At 67.9% G+C, this 17,815-nt stretch carries 28 protein-coding genes and 3 pseudogenes; 17 read left to right on the top strand and 14 right to left on the bottom strand.

The genetic code is table 11. The features are described from left to right. Positions 1-10 precede the first annotated feature (10 nt). From BN1186_RS09265 to BN1186_RS09255, 3 genes are read right to left on the bottom strand one after another with little or no spacing between them, the layout of a single operon-like run. Positions 11-328 (bottom strand): P-loop NTPase family protein, encoded by a 318-nt coding sequence (locus tag BN1186_RS09265; RefSeq protein ID WP_052459993.1) that lies wholly within the window; start codon positions 326-328, stop codon positions 11-13. 32 nt (positions 329-360) lie between these two features. Next, on the bottom strand, positions 361-732 hold the full coding sequence (locus tag BN1186_RS09260; RefSeq protein ID WP_040283728.1) for a nuclear transport factor 2 family protein: 372 nt from the start codon (positions 730-732) through the stop codon (positions 361-363). A 25-nt stretch (positions 733-757) separates the two neighbouring features. Next, complete coding sequence (locus tag BN1186_RS09255; RefSeq protein WP_139651040.1) at positions 758-1,066, bottom strand: ACT domain-containing protein; 309 nt, start codon at positions 1,064-1,066, stop codon at positions 758-760. 6 nt (positions 1,067-1,072) lie between these two features. On the opposite strand from BN1186_RS09255, the gene BN1186_RS09250 reads away from it, so the two are divergent. From BN1186_RS09250 to BN1186_RS09235, 4 genes are all read left to right on the top strand, one after another. Then, on the top strand, positions 1,073-1,585 hold the full coding sequence (locus tag BN1186_RS09250; protein WP_040283727.1) for a GNAT family N-acetyltransferase: 513 nt from the start codon (positions 1,073-1,075) through the stop codon (positions 1,583-1,585). Positions 1,586-1,941: 356 nt separating this feature from the next. Continuing rightward, positions 1,942-3,000 (top strand): Ltp family lipoprotein, encoded by a 1,059-nt coding sequence (locus tag BN1186_RS09245; protein WP_052459991.1) that lies wholly within the window; start codon positions 1,942-1,944, stop codon positions 2,998-3,000. 90 nt (positions 3,001-3,090) lie between these two features. Further along, positions 3,091-3,801, top strand: coding sequence for a type 1 glutamine amidotransferase domain-containing protein (locus BN1186_RS09240; RefSeq protein ID WP_040283726.1), 711 nt, complete (start codon positions 3,091-3,093; stop codon positions 3,799-3,801). Beyond that, positions 3,798-4,169, top strand: a complete 372-nt coding sequence (locus tag BN1186_RS09235) for a GntR family transcriptional regulator (RefSeq protein ID WP_040283725.1) — start codon at positions 3,798-3,800, stop codon at positions 4,167-4,169. Before BN1186_RS09240 ends, BN1186_RS09235 begins: the two co-directional genes overlap by 4 nt. 56 nt (positions 4,170-4,225) lie before the next feature. Here BN1186_RS09235 and BN1186_RS09230 read toward each other — a convergent pair whose 3' ends face one another. After that, entirely contained in the window at positions 4,226-4,693 is a 468-nt protein-coding gene (locus tag BN1186_RS09230; RefSeq protein WP_040283724.1) for an ASCH domain-containing protein, read from the bottom strand. A gap of 64 nt (positions 4,694-4,757) precedes the next feature. On the opposite strand from BN1186_RS09230, the gene BN1186_RS09225 reads away from it, so the two are divergent. Next, positions 4,758-5,294, top strand: coding sequence for an O-acetyl-ADP-ribose deacetylase (locus tag BN1186_RS09225; protein WP_040283723.1), 537 nt, complete (start codon positions 4,758-4,760; stop codon positions 5,292-5,294). A gap of 145 nt (positions 5,295-5,439) precedes the next feature. On the opposite strand, the gene BN1186_RS09220 is transcribed toward BN1186_RS09225, so the two are convergent. Next, positions 5,440-6,495 carry a GNAT family N-acetyltransferase gene (locus BN1186_RS09220; RefSeq protein WP_040283722.1) on the bottom strand — a complete coding sequence of 352 codons (1,056 nt, stop codon included), beginning with the start codon at positions 6,493-6,495 and terminating at the stop codon, positions 5,440-5,442. A gap of 225 nt (positions 6,496-6,720) precedes the next feature. Here BN1186_RS09220 and BN1186_RS09215 point away from each other — a divergent pair, with 225 nt between their 5' ends. The 3 genes from BN1186_RS09215 (at position 6,721) to BN1186_RS09205 (ending at position 8,080) form a co-directional block, all read left to right on the top strand. Then, entirely contained in the window at positions 6,721-7,284 is a 564-nt protein-coding gene (locus BN1186_RS09215) for a DUF488 domain-containing protein (protein ID WP_052459990.1), read from the top strand. Between the two features lie 164 nt (positions 7,285-7,448). Further along, entirely contained in the window at positions 7,449-7,685 is a 237-nt protein-coding gene (locus BN1186_RS09210; RefSeq protein WP_040283992.1) for a type II toxin-antitoxin system Phd/YefM family antitoxin, read from the top strand. Continuing rightward, a complete protein-coding gene (locus BN1186_RS09205; protein ID WP_040283721.1) occupies positions 7,682-8,080 on the top strand; it encodes a type II toxin-antitoxin system VapC family toxin in 399 nt (132 codons plus the stop codon). The genes BN1186_RS09210 and BN1186_RS09205 overlap by 4 nt, the downstream gene beginning before the upstream one ends. Positions 8,081-8,124: 44 nt before the next feature. Here BN1186_RS09205 and BN1186_RS09200 read toward each other — a convergent pair whose 3' ends face one another. Then, positions 8,125-8,907: a GNAT family N-acetyltransferase gene (locus tag BN1186_RS09200; RefSeq protein WP_180349052.1), complete on the bottom strand. Its 783-nt coding sequence runs from the start codon at positions 8,905-8,907 to the stop codon at positions 8,125-8,127. Here BN1186_RS09200 and BN1186_RS09195 point away from each other — a divergent pair. Genes BN1186_RS09195 through BN1186_RS09185 form a run of 3 tightly spaced genes read left to right on the top strand, consistent with a single transcriptional unit; the run spans position 8,906 to position 10,732 of the window. After that, a complete protein-coding gene (locus BN1186_RS09195; protein WP_246043281.1) occupies positions 8,906-9,352 on the top strand; it encodes a dihydrofolate reductase family protein in 447 nt (148 codons plus the stop codon). The two genes, BN1186_RS09200 and BN1186_RS09195, sit on opposite strands and share 2 nt — an antisense overlap. A gap of 34 nt (positions 9,353-9,386) precedes the next feature. Continuing rightward, entirely contained in the window at positions 9,387-10,037 is a 651-nt protein-coding gene (locus tag BN1186_RS09190; protein WP_040283719.1) for an MOSC domain-containing protein, read from the top strand. Positions 10,038-10,069: 32 nt separating this feature from the next. Next, on the top strand, positions 10,070-10,732 hold the full coding sequence (locus BN1186_RS09185; protein WP_052459988.1) for a DUF2087 domain-containing protein: 663 nt from the start codon (positions 10,070-10,072) through the stop codon (positions 10,730-10,732). 30 nt (positions 10,733-10,762) lie between these two features. Here BN1186_RS09185 and BN1186_RS09180 read toward each other — a convergent pair whose 3' ends face one another. The 5 genes from BN1186_RS09180 to BN1186_RS09160 form a co-directional block, all read right to left on the bottom strand. After that, positions 10,763-11,056 carry a hypothetical protein gene (locus tag BN1186_RS09180; protein ID WP_040283718.1) on the bottom strand — a complete coding sequence of 98 codons (294 nt, stop codon included), beginning with the start codon at positions 11,054-11,056 and terminating at the stop codon, positions 10,763-10,765. Between the two features lie 140 nt (positions 11,057-11,196). After that, the gene (locus BN1186_RS16055; protein ID WP_040283717.1) at positions 11,197-11,619 is read right to left on the bottom strand and encodes a pyrimidine dimer DNA glycosylase/endonuclease V; all 423 of its coding nucleotides are present in this window, start codon (positions 11,617-11,619) and stop codon (positions 11,197-11,199) included. An 11-nt stretch (positions 11,620-11,630) separates the two neighbouring features. Beyond that, a complete protein-coding gene (locus tag BN1186_RS09170) occupies positions 11,631-12,008 on the bottom strand; it encodes a HepT-like ribonuclease domain-containing protein (protein ID WP_180349051.1) in 378 nt (125 codons plus the stop codon). Positions 12,009-12,249: 241 nt separating this feature from the next. Then, positions 12,250-12,759: a flavin reductase family protein gene (locus tag BN1186_RS09165; RefSeq protein ID WP_040283716.1), complete on the bottom strand. Its 510-nt coding sequence runs from the start codon at positions 12,757-12,759 to the stop codon at positions 12,250-12,252. A 150-nt stretch (positions 12,760-12,909) separates the two neighbouring features. After that, a complete protein-coding gene (locus tag BN1186_RS09160; RefSeq protein WP_040283715.1) occupies positions 12,910-13,560 on the bottom strand; it encodes a hypothetical protein in 651 nt (216 codons plus the stop codon). Between the two features lie 91 nt (positions 13,561-13,651). Between BN1186_RS09160 and BN1186_RS16050 the strand changes: the two are divergent. Together BN1186_RS16050 and BN1186_RS09150 are read left to right on the top strand one after the other, a co-directional pair. Beyond that, positions 13,652-14,048 (top strand): annotated as a pseudogene (locus tag BN1186_RS16050) (integrase core domain-containing protein); the annotation flags it as partial. A 34-nt stretch (positions 14,049-14,082) separates the two neighbouring features. After that, positions 14,083-14,178: pseudogene (locus tag BN1186_RS09150) on the top strand (mycothiol transferase); the annotation flags it as partial. 1 nt (position 14,179) lies between these two features. Here the strand turns inward: BN1186_RS09150 and BN1186_RS09145 are convergent. Then, positions 14,180-14,518 (bottom strand): YnfA family protein, encoded by a 339-nt coding sequence (locus tag BN1186_RS09145; protein ID WP_040283714.1) that lies wholly within the window; start codon positions 14,516-14,518, stop codon positions 14,180-14,182. A gap of 66 nt (positions 14,519-14,584) precedes the next feature. Between BN1186_RS09145 and arfB the strand changes: the two are divergent. Next, positions 14,585-14,869 (top strand): annotated as a pseudogene (arfB, locus tag BN1186_RS09140) (alternative ribosome rescue aminoacyl-tRNA hydrolase ArfB); the annotation flags it as partial. Here the strand turns inward: arfB and BN1186_RS09135 are convergent. Then, a complete protein-coding gene (locus BN1186_RS09135) occupies positions 14,784-15,209 on the bottom strand; it encodes a VOC family protein (protein ID WP_246043280.1) in 426 nt (141 codons plus the stop codon). The pseudogene arfB and the gene BN1186_RS09135 sit on opposite strands and share 86 nt — an antisense overlap. A 55-nt stretch (positions 15,210-15,264) precedes the next feature. Between BN1186_RS09135 and BN1186_RS09130 the strand changes: the two genes are divergently transcribed. The 3 genes from BN1186_RS09130 to BN1186_RS09120 are packed head-to-tail and all read left to right on the top strand — an operon-like array spanning position 15,265 to position 17,482. Further along, a complete protein-coding gene (locus BN1186_RS09130) occupies positions 15,265-16,092 on the top strand; it encodes an acyltransferase domain-containing protein (RefSeq protein ID WP_222704311.1) in 828 nt (275 codons plus the stop codon). 33 nt (positions 16,093-16,125) lie between these two features. Further along, entirely contained in the window at positions 16,126-16,911 is a 786-nt protein-coding gene (locus BN1186_RS09125) for an enoyl-CoA hydratase/isomerase family protein (RefSeq protein WP_040283713.1), read from the top strand. Positions 16,912-16,915: 4 nt separating this feature from the next. After that, positions 16,916-17,482, top strand: a complete 567-nt coding sequence (locus BN1186_RS09120) for an ATP-binding protein (protein WP_040283712.1) — start codon at positions 16,916-16,918, stop codon at positions 17,480-17,482. Here BN1186_RS09120 and BN1186_RS09115 read toward each other — a convergent pair. After that, positions 17,479-17,748, bottom strand: a complete 270-nt coding sequence (locus tag BN1186_RS09115) for a hypothetical protein (protein WP_218975442.1) — start codon at positions 17,746-17,748, stop codon at positions 17,479-17,481. The two genes, BN1186_RS09120 and BN1186_RS09115, sit on opposite strands and share 4 nt — an antisense overlap. Positions 17,749-17,815: the final 67 nt, after the last annotated feature.

Raw genomic sequence — 17,815 nt, 5'->3', positions numbered from 1 at the left:
GTCGCCCCGCTCAGGAGGCGGGGGCGCCAGCCCAGCTTTTCGCCCACCCGCACCACGGCGGTGTTGCCGGACCAGCCCGACGATCACGTCGGCGCGCGGCTCGATCAGGTCGCGGAAGGAAACCGTGGGCCGAGTCGAACACCCATTCCGGCTCCTCCACGGTTCCGGCGGCGATCCTGCGCATGTCCTCGACGGGGCGCTGCACCCAGCCGGGCACCCAGCCGATCTCCTCATCGACGAGGTGCACCGGCAGGCCGAGCGTCGCCACCAGTTGCTCTGCGGCGGTGGATTTTTCGGAGCCCGTGGTGGATGAGGATGCGGCGGGCACTGCGGAGGTCGTTGACGCTGGCTATAGCCACGTCACTGCGTGATGTGCGTCTGTTGGTAGAGCACCAGCCTGGGGTGCCCGCGCACCAGCCGGTAGGTGCTGGTGTTGATGGCGCGGAAGGTGTCCTCGCCGGGGCGCATCGCGCTGACACGGTACACCAACGCGGCGGTGTCGGTTCCCAGCTCGATCACCTCTGGGTTGCGGATGTCGTAGCGGGCCCACGGCTCTGCCGCAGCCATGGAGATGAGCACCTCGTCCCGCTCGAGCACCATGCCTCCGGCGAGGACCATCACGCAGTCGTCGGCCATGAGGGCATCGTAGAAGTCGCTTCCGGTTCCTTCTGTGAGGGCGTGCCAGCCGCAGTTCTCGATGGCAAGGAGACGATGGAGGTCGAGGCTCGTCATGGGGCAGACGTTACCGGCTGGGGGCTCAGCGTTGCGCGAGGCCCTCGAGGAGGCCGAGCGCCGTCTCCGCCTGGTGGGCGGGCACCAGGAGGTGGTCATGGTGGTAGCCGGCGATCACGTTGCACAAGAGCCCCCGCTCAGCCAGTGCAGTGGAGACGGTTGCAGTCAGCCCCACGGAATCCAGCGCGGAGTGCACCCCCAGAGTGATGCAGGTGAACACCGCCTCGACGGCGAGGCCCAGCTCTTCGGCCTGCGCCACGGGGAGGACAACGGTGAGGCTCTCCTCCTCAGCCACCGTGGCGAGCGGAGTGGCGCCGGACTCGTCTCCTAAGATGGCTGCGTGCTTCCAGAACCCACCCTGCGGCTCCGCTTCCGGGAGATGACCGACGGGGATCTGGACCGGATGGCCGCGCTCCTGGGCGACCCGGAGGTGATGCGCTACTACCCCCGCCCCAAGACGCGCGAGGAGGCGCAACGCTGGATCGACTGGTCGCGTCGCGGCTACGCCGAACACGGGCATGCGCTGTGGATCATCGAGACCCACGACGGCGAATTCGTCGGCGACTGCGGCCTCACCTGGCAGCCCCTCGGCGACGAACAGCGCCTCGAGGTCGGCTACCACGTGTGCCCGGCCCAGCAGCGCCGCGGCTATGCCACCGAGGCGGCGCGGGCCTGCGTCGAGCACGCGTTCGACAAGGTGGGCGCGCACCAAGTCGTGGCCATCATCCACCCCGACAACGCCGCCTCCCGCGGCGTGGCCGAGCGCATCGGCATGAGCCTCGAACGAGCCACCCGCGACAAGTGCGGCCACCCCGTGGTCGTCTACAGCCGAACAGCAGGAGGAGCAGCATGAGACAGACCGGCGCCCTCACAGATAGGCGACATCCAAGGCGACCGGGCGGCCGTCCAACTGGAGGCACCGCTCGTCGAAGGTGACGTCGTACAGCCGCGACCCGTATCCGATGGACCACACCTTGATCCGTGGGGCGGCTGGTCATGCCGGGCCGCACGAACGCTATGCGCATCAGCCCTCCTCATCGCCGGGTTCCCCGGGAGATAGGCAGCCGTCCGGCGCGGGCCGGAGACCCCCGGTGCCAATTGATGCCTGAGCGCCGAGAGAAGCCCGAACTGGCCGGGGCTAGCTGTTACTCTGCGATGAGTCTGGACTGCACGCGGAGCGGGGCCGGGATCACGAGAACGGGGAGAGCGATGACCGAACATCCTGCTGGCTGGTACCCCCAGCCCGACGGAAGCCAGCGCTACTGGGACGGCCGGCAGTGGACCGACCAGATCAGGCAGGGAGGCGGCCAGCCCGGCTCGCAGCGCTCCGCCAACAGCCAGCCTTCGGGGCAGAGCCAGGGACAGCAGGGGTATCCCCACTACCAGGCGCCTGGCCAGCAGGGCCAGGGATACGGGCAGGGCCAGCAGAGTTATGGCCAGCAGGGCTACGGTCAGCAGAGCCAGCAGGGTTACGGCCAGCAGAGTGGCTACGGCTACCAGGGTCAGCAGGGCTACGGCGCAGGCCCCCACGAGAACCCCACCCCCTGGTATGCGAAGAAGGCCGTGTTCATTCCGCTGATCATCGCCCTGGTGGCGCTCATCGGGTTCGGCGTGTGGTGGTTCCTGTTGCGGGATGACAGCGGCCAGGTCGCCGAGCCGCCGGTGTCGCCGTCGCCCAGCATCACCGTCGAATCGACGGAGCCCGCCCCGCCGCCCAGCGAGGACGTCGATCCCCCGGTGACCACCGAACCGGGTGTCGTCCCCACGGAGACTGAGCCCCCCGTCGAGACCACGGAGCCGGTCGCGCAGCCGTCGGAGGAGCCCCCTGCGAGTGAGGCTGCGGGAGGCGTGGCCGAGGCGGTGGAGAAGGCCGAGTCCTACCTGGAGTTCACGTCTTTCTCGAAGTCAGGGCTGATCGACCAACTCGAGTACGATGGCTTCACCACCGAAGAGGCCACCGCCGCGGTGGACAGCATGGATATCGACTGGAACGCGCAGGCCGTCAAGAAGGCCGAGAGCTTCATCGAGATCACGGCCGATTCGAAGTCGGCGCTGGCCCGCCTCCTCGAGAGCACCGGCTTCACGCCGGAGGAGGCCGCCTACGGCGCAGACAACATTGAGGTGGACTGGAGCCAGCAGGCCGCACGCCGGGCGGAGAACTACATGGAGTTCAGGGAGTTTACCCGCGAGGAACTGCTCGGTCAGCTGGAGTACGACGGTTTCACGCCGGAGGAGGCCGAGGCCGGGGTCACCGCCGTCGGGTTGTGAGCCGCGACGGCGCCTGCCGGTCAGGCGCCGAAGCGCCGTGACCAGCGCCGGAGGTGGCACAGTGGGGGCAACACGAAATATGGAGGCGCCATGGCCAGAACCACACCTGCACGCGTGCTGATCGTCACGACGAGCACCCCGTCCTACGAACGGGCCGGCTACCGCACGGGCCTGTGGCTCGGGGAACTCACCCACTTCTGGGACGTGCTGGAGAAGGAGGGCCACCAGCTCACCATCGCCAGCGTCGACGGGGGCCAGGTGCCGCTCGACCCGGAGAGCCTCAGCACCCTGATGCTCGCCATGGGTGGCACGAAGAAGCGCTACGAGGATCCGTCGTTCATGTCGTTCCTCGACGACACGGTGCCGCTCGATGGGATCGCGCCCGACGAGTGGGATGCCGTCTACCTGACCGGCGGCCACGGCACCATGTTCGACTTCCCACACAACCCCGTCCTAGCCGACATCCTCGCCCAGACCTTCGAGGCCGACGGCCTGGTCTCGGCCGTCTGCCACGGCCCGGCGGGCTTCCTGGGCGTGACGCTCTCGGACGGCTCCGCGTTGGTGGAGGGCCGGAAACTCACGGGCTTCTCGTGGCCCGAGGAGAAGCTGGCCGGCCGCGACAAGGCCGTGCCGTTCCGGCTCGACGAGGCGCTGAAGGAGGAGGGCGCGAGGTACACCAAGGCGCTTCGCCCCATGGCGGAGAAGGTGGTGCGCGACGGCAACCTCGTCACAGGCCAGAACCCGATGAGCGCCGAGGGCGTCGGCAAGGCCGTCGCGAAGCTGCTGGGCCGCCGGAAGTGACGTTCGCCATCGATGCGGTCTCCGGCGAGCCGCCGTTCGAACAGCTCCGCAGGCAGGTCGCTGAGCAGATCCGGCAGGGACAGCTGGAGCCAGGCGACAGGCTGCCCACCGTGCGCAAACTGGCCGACGACCTGGGCATCGCACCCAACACCGTCGCCCGCGCCTACCGGGAACTGGAGGCCGAGTGGCTGGTGGTGGGGCGGGGCCGTGCGGGCACCTTCGTCGCCGACGGTGGCGCCGAGCCCGTCACGGCCGAGGCCCTCGAGCATGCCAGGCGGGCGGCCGAAGCCTACGCCCGGACAGTGCGAGCTCTGCGGGTGGAGACGGTCGACGCGATCGAACTCGTCCGCGACGCCCTGCGCGCCTGACCCAGCCGTGGCGGGTGCGAGAACGAGCACCGCGTCACGACGAAGGGCGCAAGCAGCTAGTACAACAACTCGAAGCGCTCCAACACCACCGGCATGTCCGGTGCGAACGGATGGGATCCGTCGTCGACGCGGCGCGCGAACTCCTCGTGGATACGCCGCCATTCGTCGAGGCTGGGCGCCTCGCCCAGGGCGTGCCCGTCGTCGACCTCGTTGAACGGCACGACCCGCACGTCGGTGGTCATGATGAGCGCCCGCGGTTTGTCGCGGCCGTCCAGCACGATGCCGAGATCCCCCTTCTCGGGCAGCGGCGCGCCTTCGGCCTCGTACTGCCACAGGAGGCTGGTGGAGGTCGTCTTGGTGCCGGCGACCACCTCGTCGGCCAGTTGGTCGGCGACCTCAGCGGTGTCGCCGAACGCCCACGCGGGAGGCGGAACGGTGCCGGTGACCCGCGGGCCGATCCACTCCTGGATGGGGTTGAGGCTGGGGCTCTGCCGGGCATGCTCCCAGAACTGGTTGACGTCCATGGGGACAGCCTACGGTGCGGCGGAACAGCGACACGGGTTCCGTTCGCGACGTAGCGTGGGGCCCATGAGCAACCCGATCCGCGTAGAGGCCGTCCTCGGCGACATCACCACCCAGGACGTCGACGCCATCGTCAACGCCGCCAACTCCAGCCTGCTGGGCGGGGGTGGGGTCGACGGCGCCATCCACCGGGCGGCGGGGCCGGGGCTGCTGGCCGAGTGTCGTCGGCTCCGCGAGACCGATCTCCCGGACGGGCTCCCGACGGGCGAGGCCGTCGCGACCGGCGCGCACGACCTGCCCGCCCGCTGGGTGATCCATACCGTCGGCCCCGACCGGCACGCGGGCCAGACGGATCCGGCGTTGCTGGAGGCCTGCTTCCGTAACTCGCTGCTGCTGGCCTCGGAGGTGGGGGCGCGCACCGTCGCCTTCCCGGCCGTGAGCGCCGGCATCTACGGTTGGGATGCCAGTGAGGTAGCGCGGATCGCAGCGGCCACCGTCCGTTCTACCGAGGCCTCCGGCGTGGAAGTGGTGCGGTTCGTCCTCTTCTCCGAGCCTCTCTTGCGGGCCTTCGAGGACGCGTTGGGGGAGTTGGGGGAGGGGTGACTGGTTGAGGAGATCGGCAAGGGCAAGGACGAAGGCCAGACCGCCTGAGATTTGGCGGGAGGAAGCAGCCGCATGCCCTCTGTATAGAGGCTTATGGCAGTTTTCTCCCGCCAAATCTAGGGAAGCGCTGATTATCGGGGTGTGGTCAGCCGCGACGTTCGAACGCCGCTTCGGCGAGGATCGGGTAGAACCCCAGCGCCTCGTTGACCGCCAGCATGTGGCGGTTCTCCTCGGCGTTCCAGGTGATGATGGAGGACGCCGTCGGCACCGCCTCTTTCAGCGCGATGAGGTTGGCGGCCTTGACGGCCATTCCCAGTCGCCTGCCGCGGTGTTCGGGGAGTACGACGGTGTCCCACTGGTCGACGAACGCCTCTGGGTTGGAGCGGTCCAGCATCAGCTCGTTGAGCCCGACCACCGTGCCAGAGGGGATGTGGCGCACGACGGTGCGGAACATCCGGTTGGACAGCAGGCGTTCCTCGTCGGAGGCTCGCATCCTGTCGACGTCCCACTTCGCCTCGGGCACCGTCATGCCGCCCGCAGGGGTGTCGGTGTACATGAGCTCGCGAAGGCGGCAGAGGTCGGCGAGCATCTCGTCGTCTGCGGGGCCCTCCCAGGCGACGATCTCGTAGTCGACGCCGGCGTGACTCATCGCCTCTGCGAGGGCCGCGGCGGGGTCGATCGATGGGGTGGCGAAGTCGTAGCGACTCACCCGCTCGACCTGTTCGAAGGCGAACCCGTAGTCGAGCGCGAGTTTGACCGCCGGATGGTGGGCGGGCGCGGCGCCCGCACCTGTCGGTGGGGTGAGGGCGTCGTCGCCCGGTACTGGAACGGGGCACATGGCCCACGCCTGGTGGACGGCGTAGCCGGAGGCCACCATGCGGAGGTGTTCGGCGAGCGCTCTGCCGATGCCGCGCCCACGGAACTCCCGCATGGTGCAGATGAAGACGTTGATCGTGTCGGGGCTGTCGAGGAGGTTGACGCGGGTGTTGGCGTGGGCGACGGCCACGCCGTCGAGGTGGGCGAGGTAGCGGTGGACCTCGTGCTCGGTGTCGGCGCGGGCGGCGGCCAACGCAGCCTCGAAGGAGACGTCCCACTGGGGGCCGCCGACGAGTTCGTCGTTGTGGTCATGGGTGATGCGCTGGTACTCGCGCCAGGCGTCGTCGACGGTTTCCGGCAGGGTGATTTCAGAGATGGTGAGCATGCTCAGTGCTTTCGGGAGATGTGATCAGGGATGGTTGAAAAGGCCCACCGAGCGGACGCTCGAGGCGGGCGGCGCTGAGCGCGTCATTTCCTGATGGTCATCATGGGCTGAACACTGCCACACATCTACGGCGATAGCAATGGTTGAAGCGGAACAGCTGCCCTCGCCGGCTGAGGCGTCCGCGCCAACGTTCAGCCCTCCGCGCCTGGGGCGTAGGCTGGCGGCATGCTCTACACGATCGGGCACTCCACCCATCCGTTGGAGGAGTTCGTCGGCCTGTTGCAGGAGCACGGCGTCGACCTGCTGCTGGACATCCGCACCGTTCCCAGGTCGCGGACCAATCCGCAGTTCAACCTCGACGCGCTGCCGGCTTCGCTCGAGCAGTACGGCATCGGCCACGAGTACGTGCGCGAGTTGGGCGGGCTCCGGAAGGTCACTGCCGATTCGCCCAACGGCGGCTGGCGGAACAAGTCGTTCCAGGGCTACGCGGACCACATGCTCACCGAGGAGTTCCTGCGAGGCCTCGACCGGCTGATCGACGCCGCGGCCGAGCACACCGTCGCCATCATGTGCGCGGAGGCCGTCTGGTGGCGGTGCCACCGCTCGATGGTCGCCGAGGCGATGCTGGTGCGCGGCTTCGACGTGAGCCACATCATGCCCGACGGCCGGCTGGGCCCCGCGACGCTGCGTGACTTCGCCGCCGTCGACGGCACCACCATCACCTACCCGCCGCAGGTAGGGTCGGCCCCAGCACCACAGACGCAACCGCACAGCCCCGCGCGCACGTGATCAGGGAGGGCGAAGGGCTCGCCGTCGTCGCGATCCACGGCAACGGGGTCGATCACCGCATCCTCAAGGCGGATCGTCCCCGCGTGAGCGGGGAGCACAGTTTCCCAGGGCCAGAACAGGCGCACTGCCGAGGCAGGGCGTATCACCGGCGATACACTGAGGAGATGGGAAGAGTAACGGTGCGAGATCTGCGAAACCGCAGCGCGGATGTTCTGGCGCGGGTGGCGGGCGGCGAGACGCTCACGATCACCAGGGATGGCGAGCCCGTAGCGGAAGTGGTGCCGCTGCCGCGCCGGCGGCTCAACGCCGAAGAGTTGACCGCCCGATGGCGCAATGTTCCGCAGATCGACGCGAACGCCTTGCGTGCTGAGATCGATTCGCTGCTGGATCCGTCCTTATGAGCCGCCCGCAGGAAGGCGTGCTGGATACCTCGGCGGTGATCGCATTGCCCACGCTCAGGCCCGAGAAGCTCCCAGCCGAGCCGGTGATCACCGCCATCACCCTCGCGGAACTGTCCGTGGGCCCGCTCGTTGCTCCAGATGAATCAGTTCGTGCCGCGCGCCAGGTCGTTCTGCAGCAGGCTGAGTCTGATTTCGAGGCGTTGCCGTTCGACTCGGCTGCTGCCCGCGCCTTCGGGCGGGTTTCATCATCCCTGCGAGAGGCGGGCCGCAAACACAAGGCCCGCGCCTACGACGCCTTGATCGCAGCGGTAGCGCTATCTCGAGGCCTGCCTGTTTACACCCTGAACGCCGATGACTTCCGCGGCATCGATGGCCTGGAGGTGCATGAGCTGTAAGGCCATCGATGCCGAGCGGGTACAGGGGCGGCTCGACCGCGCGGTCAGGTGAGCCGGGTGATCCTGAACTGTCGGTAGAACGTGGGGCGGTCGAGGTAGGTGGTGTCGTCGCCGCGGCCCGTCTCGGTCATTCCGATCCGCTGCAGGATCCGCACCGAGGCCGGGTTGGCGTCGGCCGCCTCCGCCCAGATCTCGTTCAGCCCCAGCTCGTCGAATCCGTGGAGCAGCCCCGCGCGGGCCAGTGCTGTCCCGAGGCCCTTGCCCCAGCGCTCCCGGCCGCCAACGACGTAGCCGAGTTCCCGCCGCTCGGGCTCGTCGCCACGGAGGTCGACGAAACCCACCACCTCGCCGTCGCTGACCGCGGTCAGCCGGATGAGGTCCGACGGCAGGTCGGCCACCAGCTCGGCCCACCGTCGGCGCCGCTCCAGGGGATCCAGCTCTCTGGACCAGCCGGCCTCGTCGCAGAAGAGCAGGTCGTCGCCCCAGGCCGCGATCACCTCCGCGTCGGCCGGTTCCATCGGCCGGAGCTGGATGAGTGGCGGCATGATGCAGCCGTCCCGCTTGCAGTTGCGAGGCGTGCTGCGCTCCCACCAGTCACTGTGCACGCCCTGGCTGATGAGGTCTGCCGTCACGGCTCGGGATCCGGTGTTGCAGAACGTCCACAGCTCCTTCGCCGCGAGCGAGTAGTGGAACAGGACGTGGTCCAGCTCCCAGGGGGCCATGTCGCCTGCCCGGTAGGCGTCGAAGTATCGGACGAGGCGCAGAAGGAGGTTCGCCAGTTCCTTCTCGTGGAACGTGCCGATCGTCTTCGTGGGGGAGTTCGCCATGGAGCCCACACTATTCCGCGGCGTAGGGTTGATCATGGTCACCCACTTCTACACCGCCTCCAGCTTGGGCGGCTTCATCGCGACGCCGGAGCACTCGCTCGAGTGGCTCTTCATGCAGGACTTCGACACGGACGGGCCGATGGCCTATCCCGCGTTCATCGAACAGATCGGCGCGCTCGTGATGGGCGGCTCCACCTACGAGTGGCTGCTCGCGCATCAGGAGAATTGGGAGTACGCCCAGCCGACGTTCGTCTTCACCCACCGCGAGCCCCCGGTGCCCGCAGGGGCGGATGGGCGCATCGTCAGCGGTGACGTCGCTGAGGTGTTCAAGGAGGAGGGGCGGCCGCTCCTGCCGCGCAGCCTGCAGTTGGAACTGGTCGACACGGCCCGCAACCGAGACTTCGTCTGCGCCCGCTACCGCATGGCGCGCCGCACGGAGACATGACGCCAAGGCCCCGCCGGGTGGTTAGGCTCAGGTCATGCATCCGCGGATCCTCTCCACCAACGTCGCCGTCGCCCAGCCTGATCCCGGCGGCGCCCAGCGCGTGAGCGGCATCGACAAGCGGCCTCAGCCCTCCATTGACGTGGACATTCCCGGCCCGTCCTACGGTGACGGCTCCGGAGTCGCCGGGGACACCGTCGGTGATTCCGCCCATCACGGCGGTGCGCAGAAGGCCGTTTACGCGTTCGCCCGGGAGGAGCTGGACTTCTGGCAGTGCGAACTGGGGCGCGAGTTGCCGAATGGGAGCTTCGGAGAGAACCTCACCACCGAGGGCCTCGATCTGGCGGGCATCCTCATCAACCAGCGGCTCCACATCGGCTCTGCGGTGCTTGAAGTCTCGGTCGTGCGCCAGCCGTGCCGCACGTTCGCCGGGTGGTTGGGCGAGCGCGGCTGGGTCAAGCGGTTCTCGGAGCGGGGGCACTGCGGCGCCTACCTGCGCGTGATCGAGCCTGGCTGCATCGCTGCCGGCGACGCCGTGGAGCTGGTGGGCCGGCCCGGGCACAGCATCGACATGCTCACCGCCTTCCGCGCTGCTCAGGGCGACAAGGTGGCGGCACGGAGGGTGGTCGACGCGGGGTGCCTGCCGCCGATGTATCACGAACGCCTCGTCCGGCTCATCACCGCTTGATCATGCTTTGACGTCCGTCTAACGTTAGATACATGTCAAAGGATGTTGGCTCGAAGGATATTGACGCGCAGGTCCAGCTGCTGAAGACGATTGCGGACGTGACCCGGCTGCGGATCCTGGGTCTTCTGGCCGAGGCTCCGCGTACGGGGCGCGAGCTGGCCGATGCGCTCGGGCTGAGCGCTGCCACCGTCAGCCACCACATGGGCAAGCTCACCGAGGTGGGCATCGTGTCCGCGCAGGTGGACGGCACCAGGCGGCGGTACTCCCTGGCTCTCGGGCTGCTCGACGATGTGCGCGGCGAGGCGCCCGCCGTCGAACCGGTGGCGGATGAGCAGCACGCGAAGGTGGTGCGCAACTTCTTCGACGGCAGGCGCCTCAAGCAGATCCCCGCCAAGCGTCGTGCGCGGGCGTCGGTGTTGTTGGAGCTGCTGCGGTGGTTCGAGCCCGGTCGCCGATACTCGGAGGCCGAGGTCAACGCAGTGTTGCGTGAGGCCCATGACGATGTGGCCTTCCTGCGCCGGGAGCTTGTTGACTACCGATATCTGGCCCGAGAGGACGGGGTGTACTGGGTCACCGAGCGGGTGCCCCAGCGCAGCGCCAACGAGGCCCAGGAGGTGCCGGCAAGTGAGGCTGCCTGGCTCGCTGCCCTCATCCGCTCAGCGCTTCCTACCAGCGGACCCGGGCCGTTAGCCTGACTGGGCGGGCGTCGGAGACCCCGGGAGGGCTCAGTTGTCGGCGTCCTCGATGGCCTCGCGGATGTCGAACTTCTTCAGGTGCTTCAGCGCCTGACGGACATCGTCGTTGGGCTCACTCTCCTGGCGGGTGAGGTTGGCGAGGTCTGTTTCCAGGAGGGTCATGCCGCTGGTGTCGTTGCCCAGGTGGCCGGGTTCCTTGCCCTCTTCGAACTGGGGAGCGTCGTGTGCGCCTGCCCGCTCAGCGAAGGCGTCGTTTACGGCCCGCTCGTGCTGGCTCTGCTCCTCGTCACGGCGGAGGTTCTCGAAGTGGGTGTTGTCGCTCATGGGGCTTCCCTTCGTTCGCTGGTCCCACGCTAAGTCGTCAAGGGTTCATCTGCAGGGCCGATCGCGGAATTATCGCTACCGGAGAGAGGGTCAGGTGTCGATTATCCACACCTGAGGGCCGAATCGGTAGCGTTATGGTGTCACGGACGTTCCCACGGCTCGATGGGCCCGTCGACAACGTCGAACATCGGGTGGGGGAGCGGGCCGGTGAGCTGCGGCTCCCACTCGGGAGACCGGTTCAGGACCTTCGCCCGGAGATGGGCGAGTTCGAAGCCGAGCTGTCCCGATGTCACGCTGAGGCGAACAGTGGGGTCAGGTTCGCCGTCGAGCCGGGTGAGGTCGAAGCTGTAGCCGCGGTGGCTCGCCTCCTCGTAGAGGCCGGCCAGGTAGGTCACGACGGCGCGAACCGGATCGTCGGTGGCCTTGAAGCGCTCAAGCTGCGGGTGTGAGCGGTAACCGCGGGTTCGCCCGGCCAGCACGGCTTGGGCGAGCAGCCCCTCCCTCCAGCCCGCGACCAGCGCGGCGCGGTCCAGCAGCCGGGGGTGCAGACTCCACAGGCGCATGGTGAACCTACCTAACGCTGAGCATCCAGTTGGACTGAATCACTGGCAAGCTCCTGGTCGACGATGTCGAGTATCAGTGTCTTGTCCACCCGGAAATATTCGTGAATGACGACGTTCCGGAGCCCGGTGATTGACGCCAAGGGGATGTCCAAGAGAGAATCCCGGGTCTCAGTGGAGAGCGCGCGTGCCGCCTCTGAGATGACTGCGAGATTTCGGAGTATGGCGTCGTACGCCATGCCAACGAGAGCATCGTCGTCCCTGAGGTGCTTTGCGTAGGCCCGGCATCGTGCGATGGTGGCCTTGATGTCAGCGAAGCGGTCCTGATCCGAGCGGCTCATAGTTCCACGGACGCCACCTGCGCCACGCGCAACGTCAAAAACTTCGAACACGCTGGTGTTGCTGTGCTGAATCCTTGGAATGTCTGACCCCTTGACTCTCATACCATGTCAGGGGCATGGCCGAAACCACGAACCTCTGCCAGGGTCGACAGTCTGAACGCGCCGAAGGTGCCCATCAGGCGGATGGGCAGGGTCTCTGGCTGAGCTGCGGGCATGGGGCCACGCTACCAAGGCACTGAGGGCTCAGTGCTTGCTATGCAGGATGGTCTCACAGCGGCCACGCGGTTGAGCGTCAGCCGTTCCCGAGGCTCCTCAGCCGGCCGCGGTGGTTGACGAGCGGGTCGTCCTCATCGTTGATCACGAGATGATCCAGCGTGCAGGTGACCAGCAGCTGCCAGCCCAACTCGACGGTGCTCTCCAGAGCTACGCCCGCCCACGCGGGCTGCTCCGCGGGGACCGGTCCCCATTCGGTCTGCTCCCACTCGGCGAGACGGAAGGGTCCGCCCGGTGCGGGGCCGCCGGCGAAGGCATCCGAGAGGGCACGCTGGTCTGGCTGGAGCAGGCTGATCGCCGCGCGGCGTGTGCTCTGAAGGGATGCCGCGAGGTCGGAATCAGGGTTGAGGACCGCGACGACGCGCCACGGGTCGCCCATCGCGACGAGCTGCGAGCTGACGGTCAGCCCCGCGCGGTCGCGTCCTTCGCCCGACGTCCAGAGCGACACCCGCGCGGCCAGTCGTCCCCGGAAGCGACGCTCGGGTTCGCTAAAGGCCTCGGCAAACGGATGTCCGCTGTGGATAGTCATGCCCCAAGGCTAGACGCCCGGCTCACGACCGTGCCGAGACGCCAAGTCGCCGAAGAACTCGCCTGGCCCGCAACCCTTCAGGACGAAGCCCGCAGCCGTTACCACGCGGCCGGATGCGGGATTGTTCACGCGGGCCCGGGCATCGGGCGCTCAGTCCTCGAGCCACCACGGGTCGGCATCGATCAGCCAGTGGTAGCGCAGCGTGAGAGCACGTTCGATGGAGGCCGCCACACCAGCGACGGTCAATGCCGTATTGATCTCGGCAGACAGAGCGATCGGTGAGGTGAACGTACCGAAGCGCTCGGCGATCCAGCCCATCTGGCTGATCTGTTCGATCAACTGCGGTGCCAACAGCGCCAGCGAGGCCAGAAGGGTAGCGACGGCAGTCCACGCGATGACCCGGCTGGCCACAGGATGACGACGGCTGAACCGGGCGCGCATCGCCTCCGCGCTGCGGGGGTCGGGGTGAAGCTGCGACTCGGCCGACCCGTCGTCGGGCACGAAGTGCATCCGTTTCACTCCGAAGGTGGTCAATTCGACGTCGATCGCGCCGCCCGGGACGGGGAACTTCGCCGGCAGCGTGGCGACCGCCGCCTGCTTGCCGTCGACGTAGAGGTGAGCGTCCCAGTCGAAGTAGTCGATGTCGACGGTGTACAGGCGCTCGGCGCTGGTGGCGTCGTCCGCCAGGCGGGTGTGGAACGTTGACCGCCAGAGGGCGTGCCACGGTGTGAAGGGGGCGAGTGCGCTGTCGTCGCCGGCACGGATCTTGCCCCGACCTCGTCGCTTCTCCGGAACGTTCATCGACGTCAGGGTAACAACGCCTTCGGCCAGAGAGTCAGGTGAGGGATGCGCCGGGCATGTTTGAAGCGTAGTTACGCGTCCAGGAGCAGGGCAAGATGCCGACCTGGTCGAACGAGCCCTGCGCACTGCCAAGACCCTGCGCGGTGACGTGCCCGATTCATGTCGTGTTCCACGCCGATCGCGGCACCCAGTACACCTCGTCCCAGCTACATCTGGCCTGCGAGAGCTCAAGATCGATCAGTCGATGGGACAGGTCGGGGTGTGTTTCGACAACGCGATGGCCGAGTCGTTCTTCGCCACCTTGAAGACCGAGTTAGTTCTACCACCGCTCGGCCTGGCCCACCCGGGCCGAAGCGCGTACCGCGGTCGCGCGATGGATCGAGGTCGTCTACAACCGTCGCCGCCGTCACTCGGCACTGGGGTACCTGTCCCCGGTCAACTACGAACACCACCTGGTTGAAACCTCAACCATGGAACAAGCCGCGTAAGCGGGACGTGTCCACAATTTGCGGATAAGCCCAGCGCTACATCCTGGTGCACCTGGTGGAGGAATACGGCCGGCACGCAGGCCACGCGGACCTCTTGGCGCAGGCTATCGACGGGCGCACGGGGGAGTAGCTCAGGCTGCGGCGCGTGGGGCGTACATGATGACAGCGACCCCCACGAGGCAGATGGCGGCGCCAATCACGTCCCACCTGTCTGGGCGGAAGCCGTCGACCACCATGCCCCAGGCGAGAGACCCCGCGACGAATACCCCGCCGTACGCGGCGAGGATGCGGCCGAAGTTGGCGTCAGGCTGGAGAGTCGCGACGAATCCGTAGAGGCCCAGCGCGATCACGCCGGCGCCGATCCACCAGGCGCCCTTGCCCTCGCGCACGCCTTGCCAGACCAGCCACGCCCCGCCGATCTCGGCGAGCGCGGCGAGCACGAACAAGGCGATGGACTTCAGCGGCAGCATTCGCCGAGTCTACGGGCCCGTAGACTCCGGCGCGTGAGTGAACTGACCATCTAACCCGGGCCTGGAGTGCCCGACGGTGTGGTCATCCCCGCGGGCGAGTTGGCGGAGCGCTTCGTCCGAGCCTCTGGGCCGGGAGGTCAGGGCGTCAACACGACGGACAGCCGGGTGCAGTTGTCCTTCGATGTGGCGGCCTCGACGGTGCTCACCGAGGCGCAGCGCCGTCGGGTCTTGCATCGTTTGCGGCACCGGTTGGTGGGCACGGTGCTCACGATTGATGCGGCGGAGAAGCGCTCGCAGTTCCAGAACCGGGCGGCTGCGCGCGGGCGCATGGCGGCTCTGCTGCGCGAGGCGTTGGCCCCACCGCCGCCGAAGCGTCGCGCCACCCGCCCATCACGACCGTGCCGCCGGAGGCTTCCACCTGGGCGAGTGTGTCGTCGATGGAATCCACCTCGACGTAGGAGCGGGGCGGGGTGAACCCCTCCTCGCGTGGGGCTAGGCCGCCGCCGCTGGTCTTGTTCGGGGCCTGCCATATGGGGTAGCCCTCGAAGCCGGGAAGTTCGTTGATCTGCCAGCCGAAGAGGGTTCCGTAGAACTCCTTGGCTGAGTTGAGGTTGCTGACGGGGATGTCGATGTGGGTGATGTCTCCGTGGGCCCTGAGGCCAACGAGTTCGTCTTCGCCCACGACGAGCATTTCAGCGCCTACGAGGCCATGAAGGTGCTCATCCCCGTCGACGGGCCTACCTCTGTTGTTGTCTCGGACCCACCGGATCACGCCCGGCGCCGGAACTTGGTGCGGCTGGGGCTGTACCGTCGGCAGGTGGAGGGCTACATCGCGACGATGGCACGCACGGCTGACGAGGCGCTGGAGGGCATCTCGTTGGGCCAGCCGTTCGATGCCTATGAAACGTTTCGCTCGGCCAGGCCTCATTACCGTGCTGGCCCTCGTGGCCGTGGCCGAGGACGTGCACGCCGAGATGGTGCGGCGCGGCGTGCCCGACGACGTGGCCTGGGCTTCGCTGGCAGATCTCGGCCAGCAGGCCCACATCTTCCGGCAGGTGTTCGGCTGCTTCGGGCTTCTCGCACGGGGGTGGTGCGCCAGCAACTACACCGGCAGGCTCCTCTGGCTGGGGCGGCTGCAGTACACGCTCGAGCGCGACGACGAAGGAACGTTCCTGGGTGTGCACATCCCCGAAAGCGGGCCGCTCACGCCCGAGGCCGTCGACGAGTCGCTCGCCTGGGCCCGCGAACTGGCCCCACGCGTGTTCCCCGAGTACGCCGTCGACCGCTTCATGATCCAATCCTGGCTGCTGGATCCCGGGGTCGCGGGGTTGCTGAACCCTGAGTCGAACTTCGTGCGCTTCGCGGAGCGCTTCGAACTGACGGGAGACAGTGAGGATGGGTGGCGCGACGCGCTGTTCTACGGCTTCCGCCACGAGCCCGCGCTGCAACCCGTCGACCTCAGCGCGCTGCCGGCCGATTCCTCCCTCAGGCGCGCGCTGCTCCAACAGATCGACGGCGCTGGCGTGCGGGTTCTGGGTGGGAGATTGAGGCCTGAATGCGGGGCACACCGCTAGGCTGGCCGAACTGTTCTGCGAGGACGGAGAGACATGACCGACCCAATCCTGCTGAGCGTCGACGACGGCCTCGCGCGCCTGACCCTGAACCGACCCCATCGGCTCAACGCCTTCAACGCTGAACTGGCGCACGCCTGGACTCAGGCCGTGGCGGAGATCGCCACGCGCGACGACATCGGCGCCGTGCTGCTGAGCGGCAATGGCCCGGCGTTTTGCGCCGGCGGCGACGTGGCGGACATGGCCGGCACCATGAGCGGCGGCTCCGAGGTCGCGGATCTGGCGCGCACCATCAATGAGGGGATCCTCGGGCTCACGCGCTCGCGGGTGCCTGTCGTCGCGGCGCTGCACGGCGCCACCGCGGGAGGAGGCCTGGGGATCATGCTGTGCAGCGACTACGCCGTCGCTGGTGAGTCCGCGCGGATCGGCAGCAAGTACGCCAGCATGGGGCTGACCCCGGATCTCTCCGTCACGGCGCACCTGGCCAGGGCTGTGGGGGAGCGCCGCGCGCTGCAGTTGGTGCTGACGGAGCGACTCCTCTCGGCGCAGGAGGCTCTGGACTGGGGCCTCGTGGCAGAGGTTGTCCCCGACGACGGCGTGCTCGCCCGGGCCGAAGAGGTCGCCCGGAGTTGGCTCACCGGCGCGACGCGCGCCTACGGCGTGGCGAAGCAACTCATCCGCTCGTCCGCTGGCCGCTCGTTCGAGGAGCAGGTCGAGGTAGAGGCCCGCACCATCGGAGAGGCCTTCGACACCGACGATGCGCGGGCGCGGATCGCGGCGTTCGTCGAAGCCTCGCGCCGCCGCCAAGCGGAGCGGGGCTGACTCCATGTTGGTGCTCCTGTTCGGTCCTCCCGCGGTGGGGAAGATGACGGTGGGGCGCGCGATGGCGGACGAGGGCCGCTTCCGGCTGTTCCACAACCACATGACCATCGAGCCCCTGCTGGAGACCTTTGGCTACGGCACCCCGCCGTTCAACTCGCTGAACGGCGAGTTCCGCACGCGCGTGCTCGAAGAGGCGGCGCGGCATGGTGTCGACCTCGTGTTCTCGTTGGTCTGGGCCCTGGACTGCGCTGAGGACTCGGAGATCATCGAGCGTTACGTCGAGATCTTCGACGGCGACGTGGCCTTCGTCGAGCTCCGCGCGGGCCTCGACACTCGGCTGGAGCGCAACCGCTCGGAGGAACGGCTGCTTCACAAGCCGTCGAAGCGCGACGTCGATTGGTCAGATGACAACGTGCGGGAGCTTGAAGCCCAGTGGCAGATGACGTCGGAGAACGGCCTGCACTTGGCTGAGAGTCTGCTCACCAGTCACCCGCACCTGGTTCTGGACACCGACGGTGTACCCCCAGCCGAGTCGGCCGCCCGCATCCTGGCCTGGCTCGATTCCGCCTAGCGCGGCTGAATAGCGGTGCGGATCCCCAGGACCACCAGGACCGCTCCGCCGACCGCGTCGATGCGTCGGCGCCAGAGTTGCGGGTCGAAGCGGGCGGAGAGCTGCTTCAAACCCAACGTCCACAGGCCCAGCCAGGCAACCATCACCGCGACATGGATGGCCGCCAACAGCAGCATCGACGCGACCCCCAACGGCGTGAGTGAGGATTCCGGCGGCGGTTCCGACGATGGTGGCCCATGCACCGCGATGGTCGCCCACGAGCCCACGGCTGCTTACCAGCGTGAAGCTCGCGCCCGGCGTGACGGTGATGGGGACGATGGCGATCAGGAACCC

This window comes from Tessaracoccus massiliensis (assembly GCF_000826065.2).
Lineage (GTDB): Bacteria > Actinomycetota > Actinomycetes > Propionibacteriales > Propionibacteriaceae > Arachnia > Arachnia massiliensis_A.
This window is presented reverse-complemented; position numbering and strand designations above follow the sequence as displayed.

Bases quoted from the DNA above. Each gene is read 5' to 3' on its own strand.
- BN1186_RS09240 (WP_040283726.1), top strand. From the start codon at position 3,091: ATGGCCAGAACCACACCTGCACGCGTGCTGATCGTCACGACGAGCACC.
- BN1186_RS09165 (WP_040283716.1), bottom strand. From the start codon at position 12,759: ATGACTATCCACAGCGGACATCCGTTTGCCGAGGCCTTTAGCGAACCC.
- BN1186_RS09215 (WP_052459990.1), top strand. From the start codon at position 6,721: ATGCTCTACACGATCGGGCACTCCACCCATCCGTTGGAGGAGTTCGTC.
- BN1186_RS09190 (WP_040283719.1), top strand. From the start codon at position 9,387: ATGCATCCGCGGATCCTCTCCACCAACGTCGCCGTCGCCCAGCCTGAT.
- BN1186_RS09160 (WP_040283715.1), bottom strand. From the start codon at position 13,560: ATGAACGTTCCGGAGAAGCGACGAGGTCGGGGCAAGATCCGTGCCGGC.
- BN1186_RS09135 (WP_246043280.1), bottom strand. From the start codon at position 15,209: ATGCTCGTCGTGGGCGAAGACGAACTCGTTGGCCTCAGGGCCCACGGA.
- BN1186_RS09145 (WP_040283714.1), bottom strand. From the start codon at position 14,518: ATGCTGCCGCTGAAGTCCATCGCCTTGTTCGTGCTCGCCGCGCTCGCC.
- BN1186_RS09225 (WP_040283723.1), top strand. From the start codon at position 4,758: ATGAGCAACCCGATCCGCGTAGAGGCCGTCCTCGGCGACATCACCACC.
- BN1186_RS09195 (WP_246043281.1), top strand. From the start codon at position 8,906: ATGGAGCCCACACTATTCCGCGGCGTAGGGTTGATCATGGTCACCCAC.
- BN1186_RS09200 (WP_180349052.1), bottom strand. From the start codon at position 8,907: ATGGCGAACTCCCCCACGAAGACGATCGGCACGTTCCACGAGAAGGAA.
- BN1186_RS09245 (WP_052459991.1), top strand. From the start codon at position 1,942: ATGACCGAACATCCTGCTGGCTGGTACCCCCAGCCCGACGGAAGCCAG.
- BN1186_RS09205 (WP_040283721.1), top strand. From the start codon at position 7,682: ATGAGCCGCCCGCAGGAAGGCGTGCTGGATACCTCGGCGGTGATCGCA.
- BN1186_RS09230 (WP_040283724.1), bottom strand. From the start codon at position 4,693: ATGGACGTCAACCAGTTCTGGGAGCATGCCCGGCAGAGCCCCAGCCTC.
- BN1186_RS09120 (WP_040283712.1), top strand. From the start codon at position 16,916: ATGTTGGTGCTCCTGTTCGGTCCTCCCGCGGTGGGGAAGATGACGGTG.
- BN1186_RS09260 (WP_040283728.1), bottom strand. From the start codon at position 732: ATGACGAGCCTCGACCTCCATCGTCTCCTTGCCATCGAGAACTGCGGC.
- BN1186_RS09180 (WP_040283718.1), bottom strand. From the start codon at position 11,056: ATGAGCGACAACACCCACTTCGAGAACCTCCGCCGTGACGAGGAGCAG.
- BN1186_RS09185 (WP_052459988.1), top strand. From the start codon at position 10,070: ATGTCAAAGGATGTTGGCTCGAAGGATATTGACGCGCAGGTCCAGCTG.
- BN1186_RS16055 (WP_040283717.1), bottom strand. From the start codon at position 11,619: ATGCGCCTGTGGAGTCTGCACCCCCGGCTGCTGGACCGCGCCGCGCTG.
- BN1186_RS09220 (WP_040283722.1), bottom strand. From the start codon at position 6,495: ATGCTCACCATCTCTGAAATCACCCTGCCGGAAACCGTCGACGACGCC.
- BN1186_RS09125 (WP_040283713.1), top strand. From the start codon at position 16,126: ATGACCGACCCAATCCTGCTGAGCGTCGACGACGGCCTCGCGCGCCTG.
- BN1186_RS09210 (WP_040283992.1), top strand. From the start codon at position 7,449: ATGGGAAGAGTAACGGTGCGAGATCTGCGAAACCGCAGCGCGGATGTT.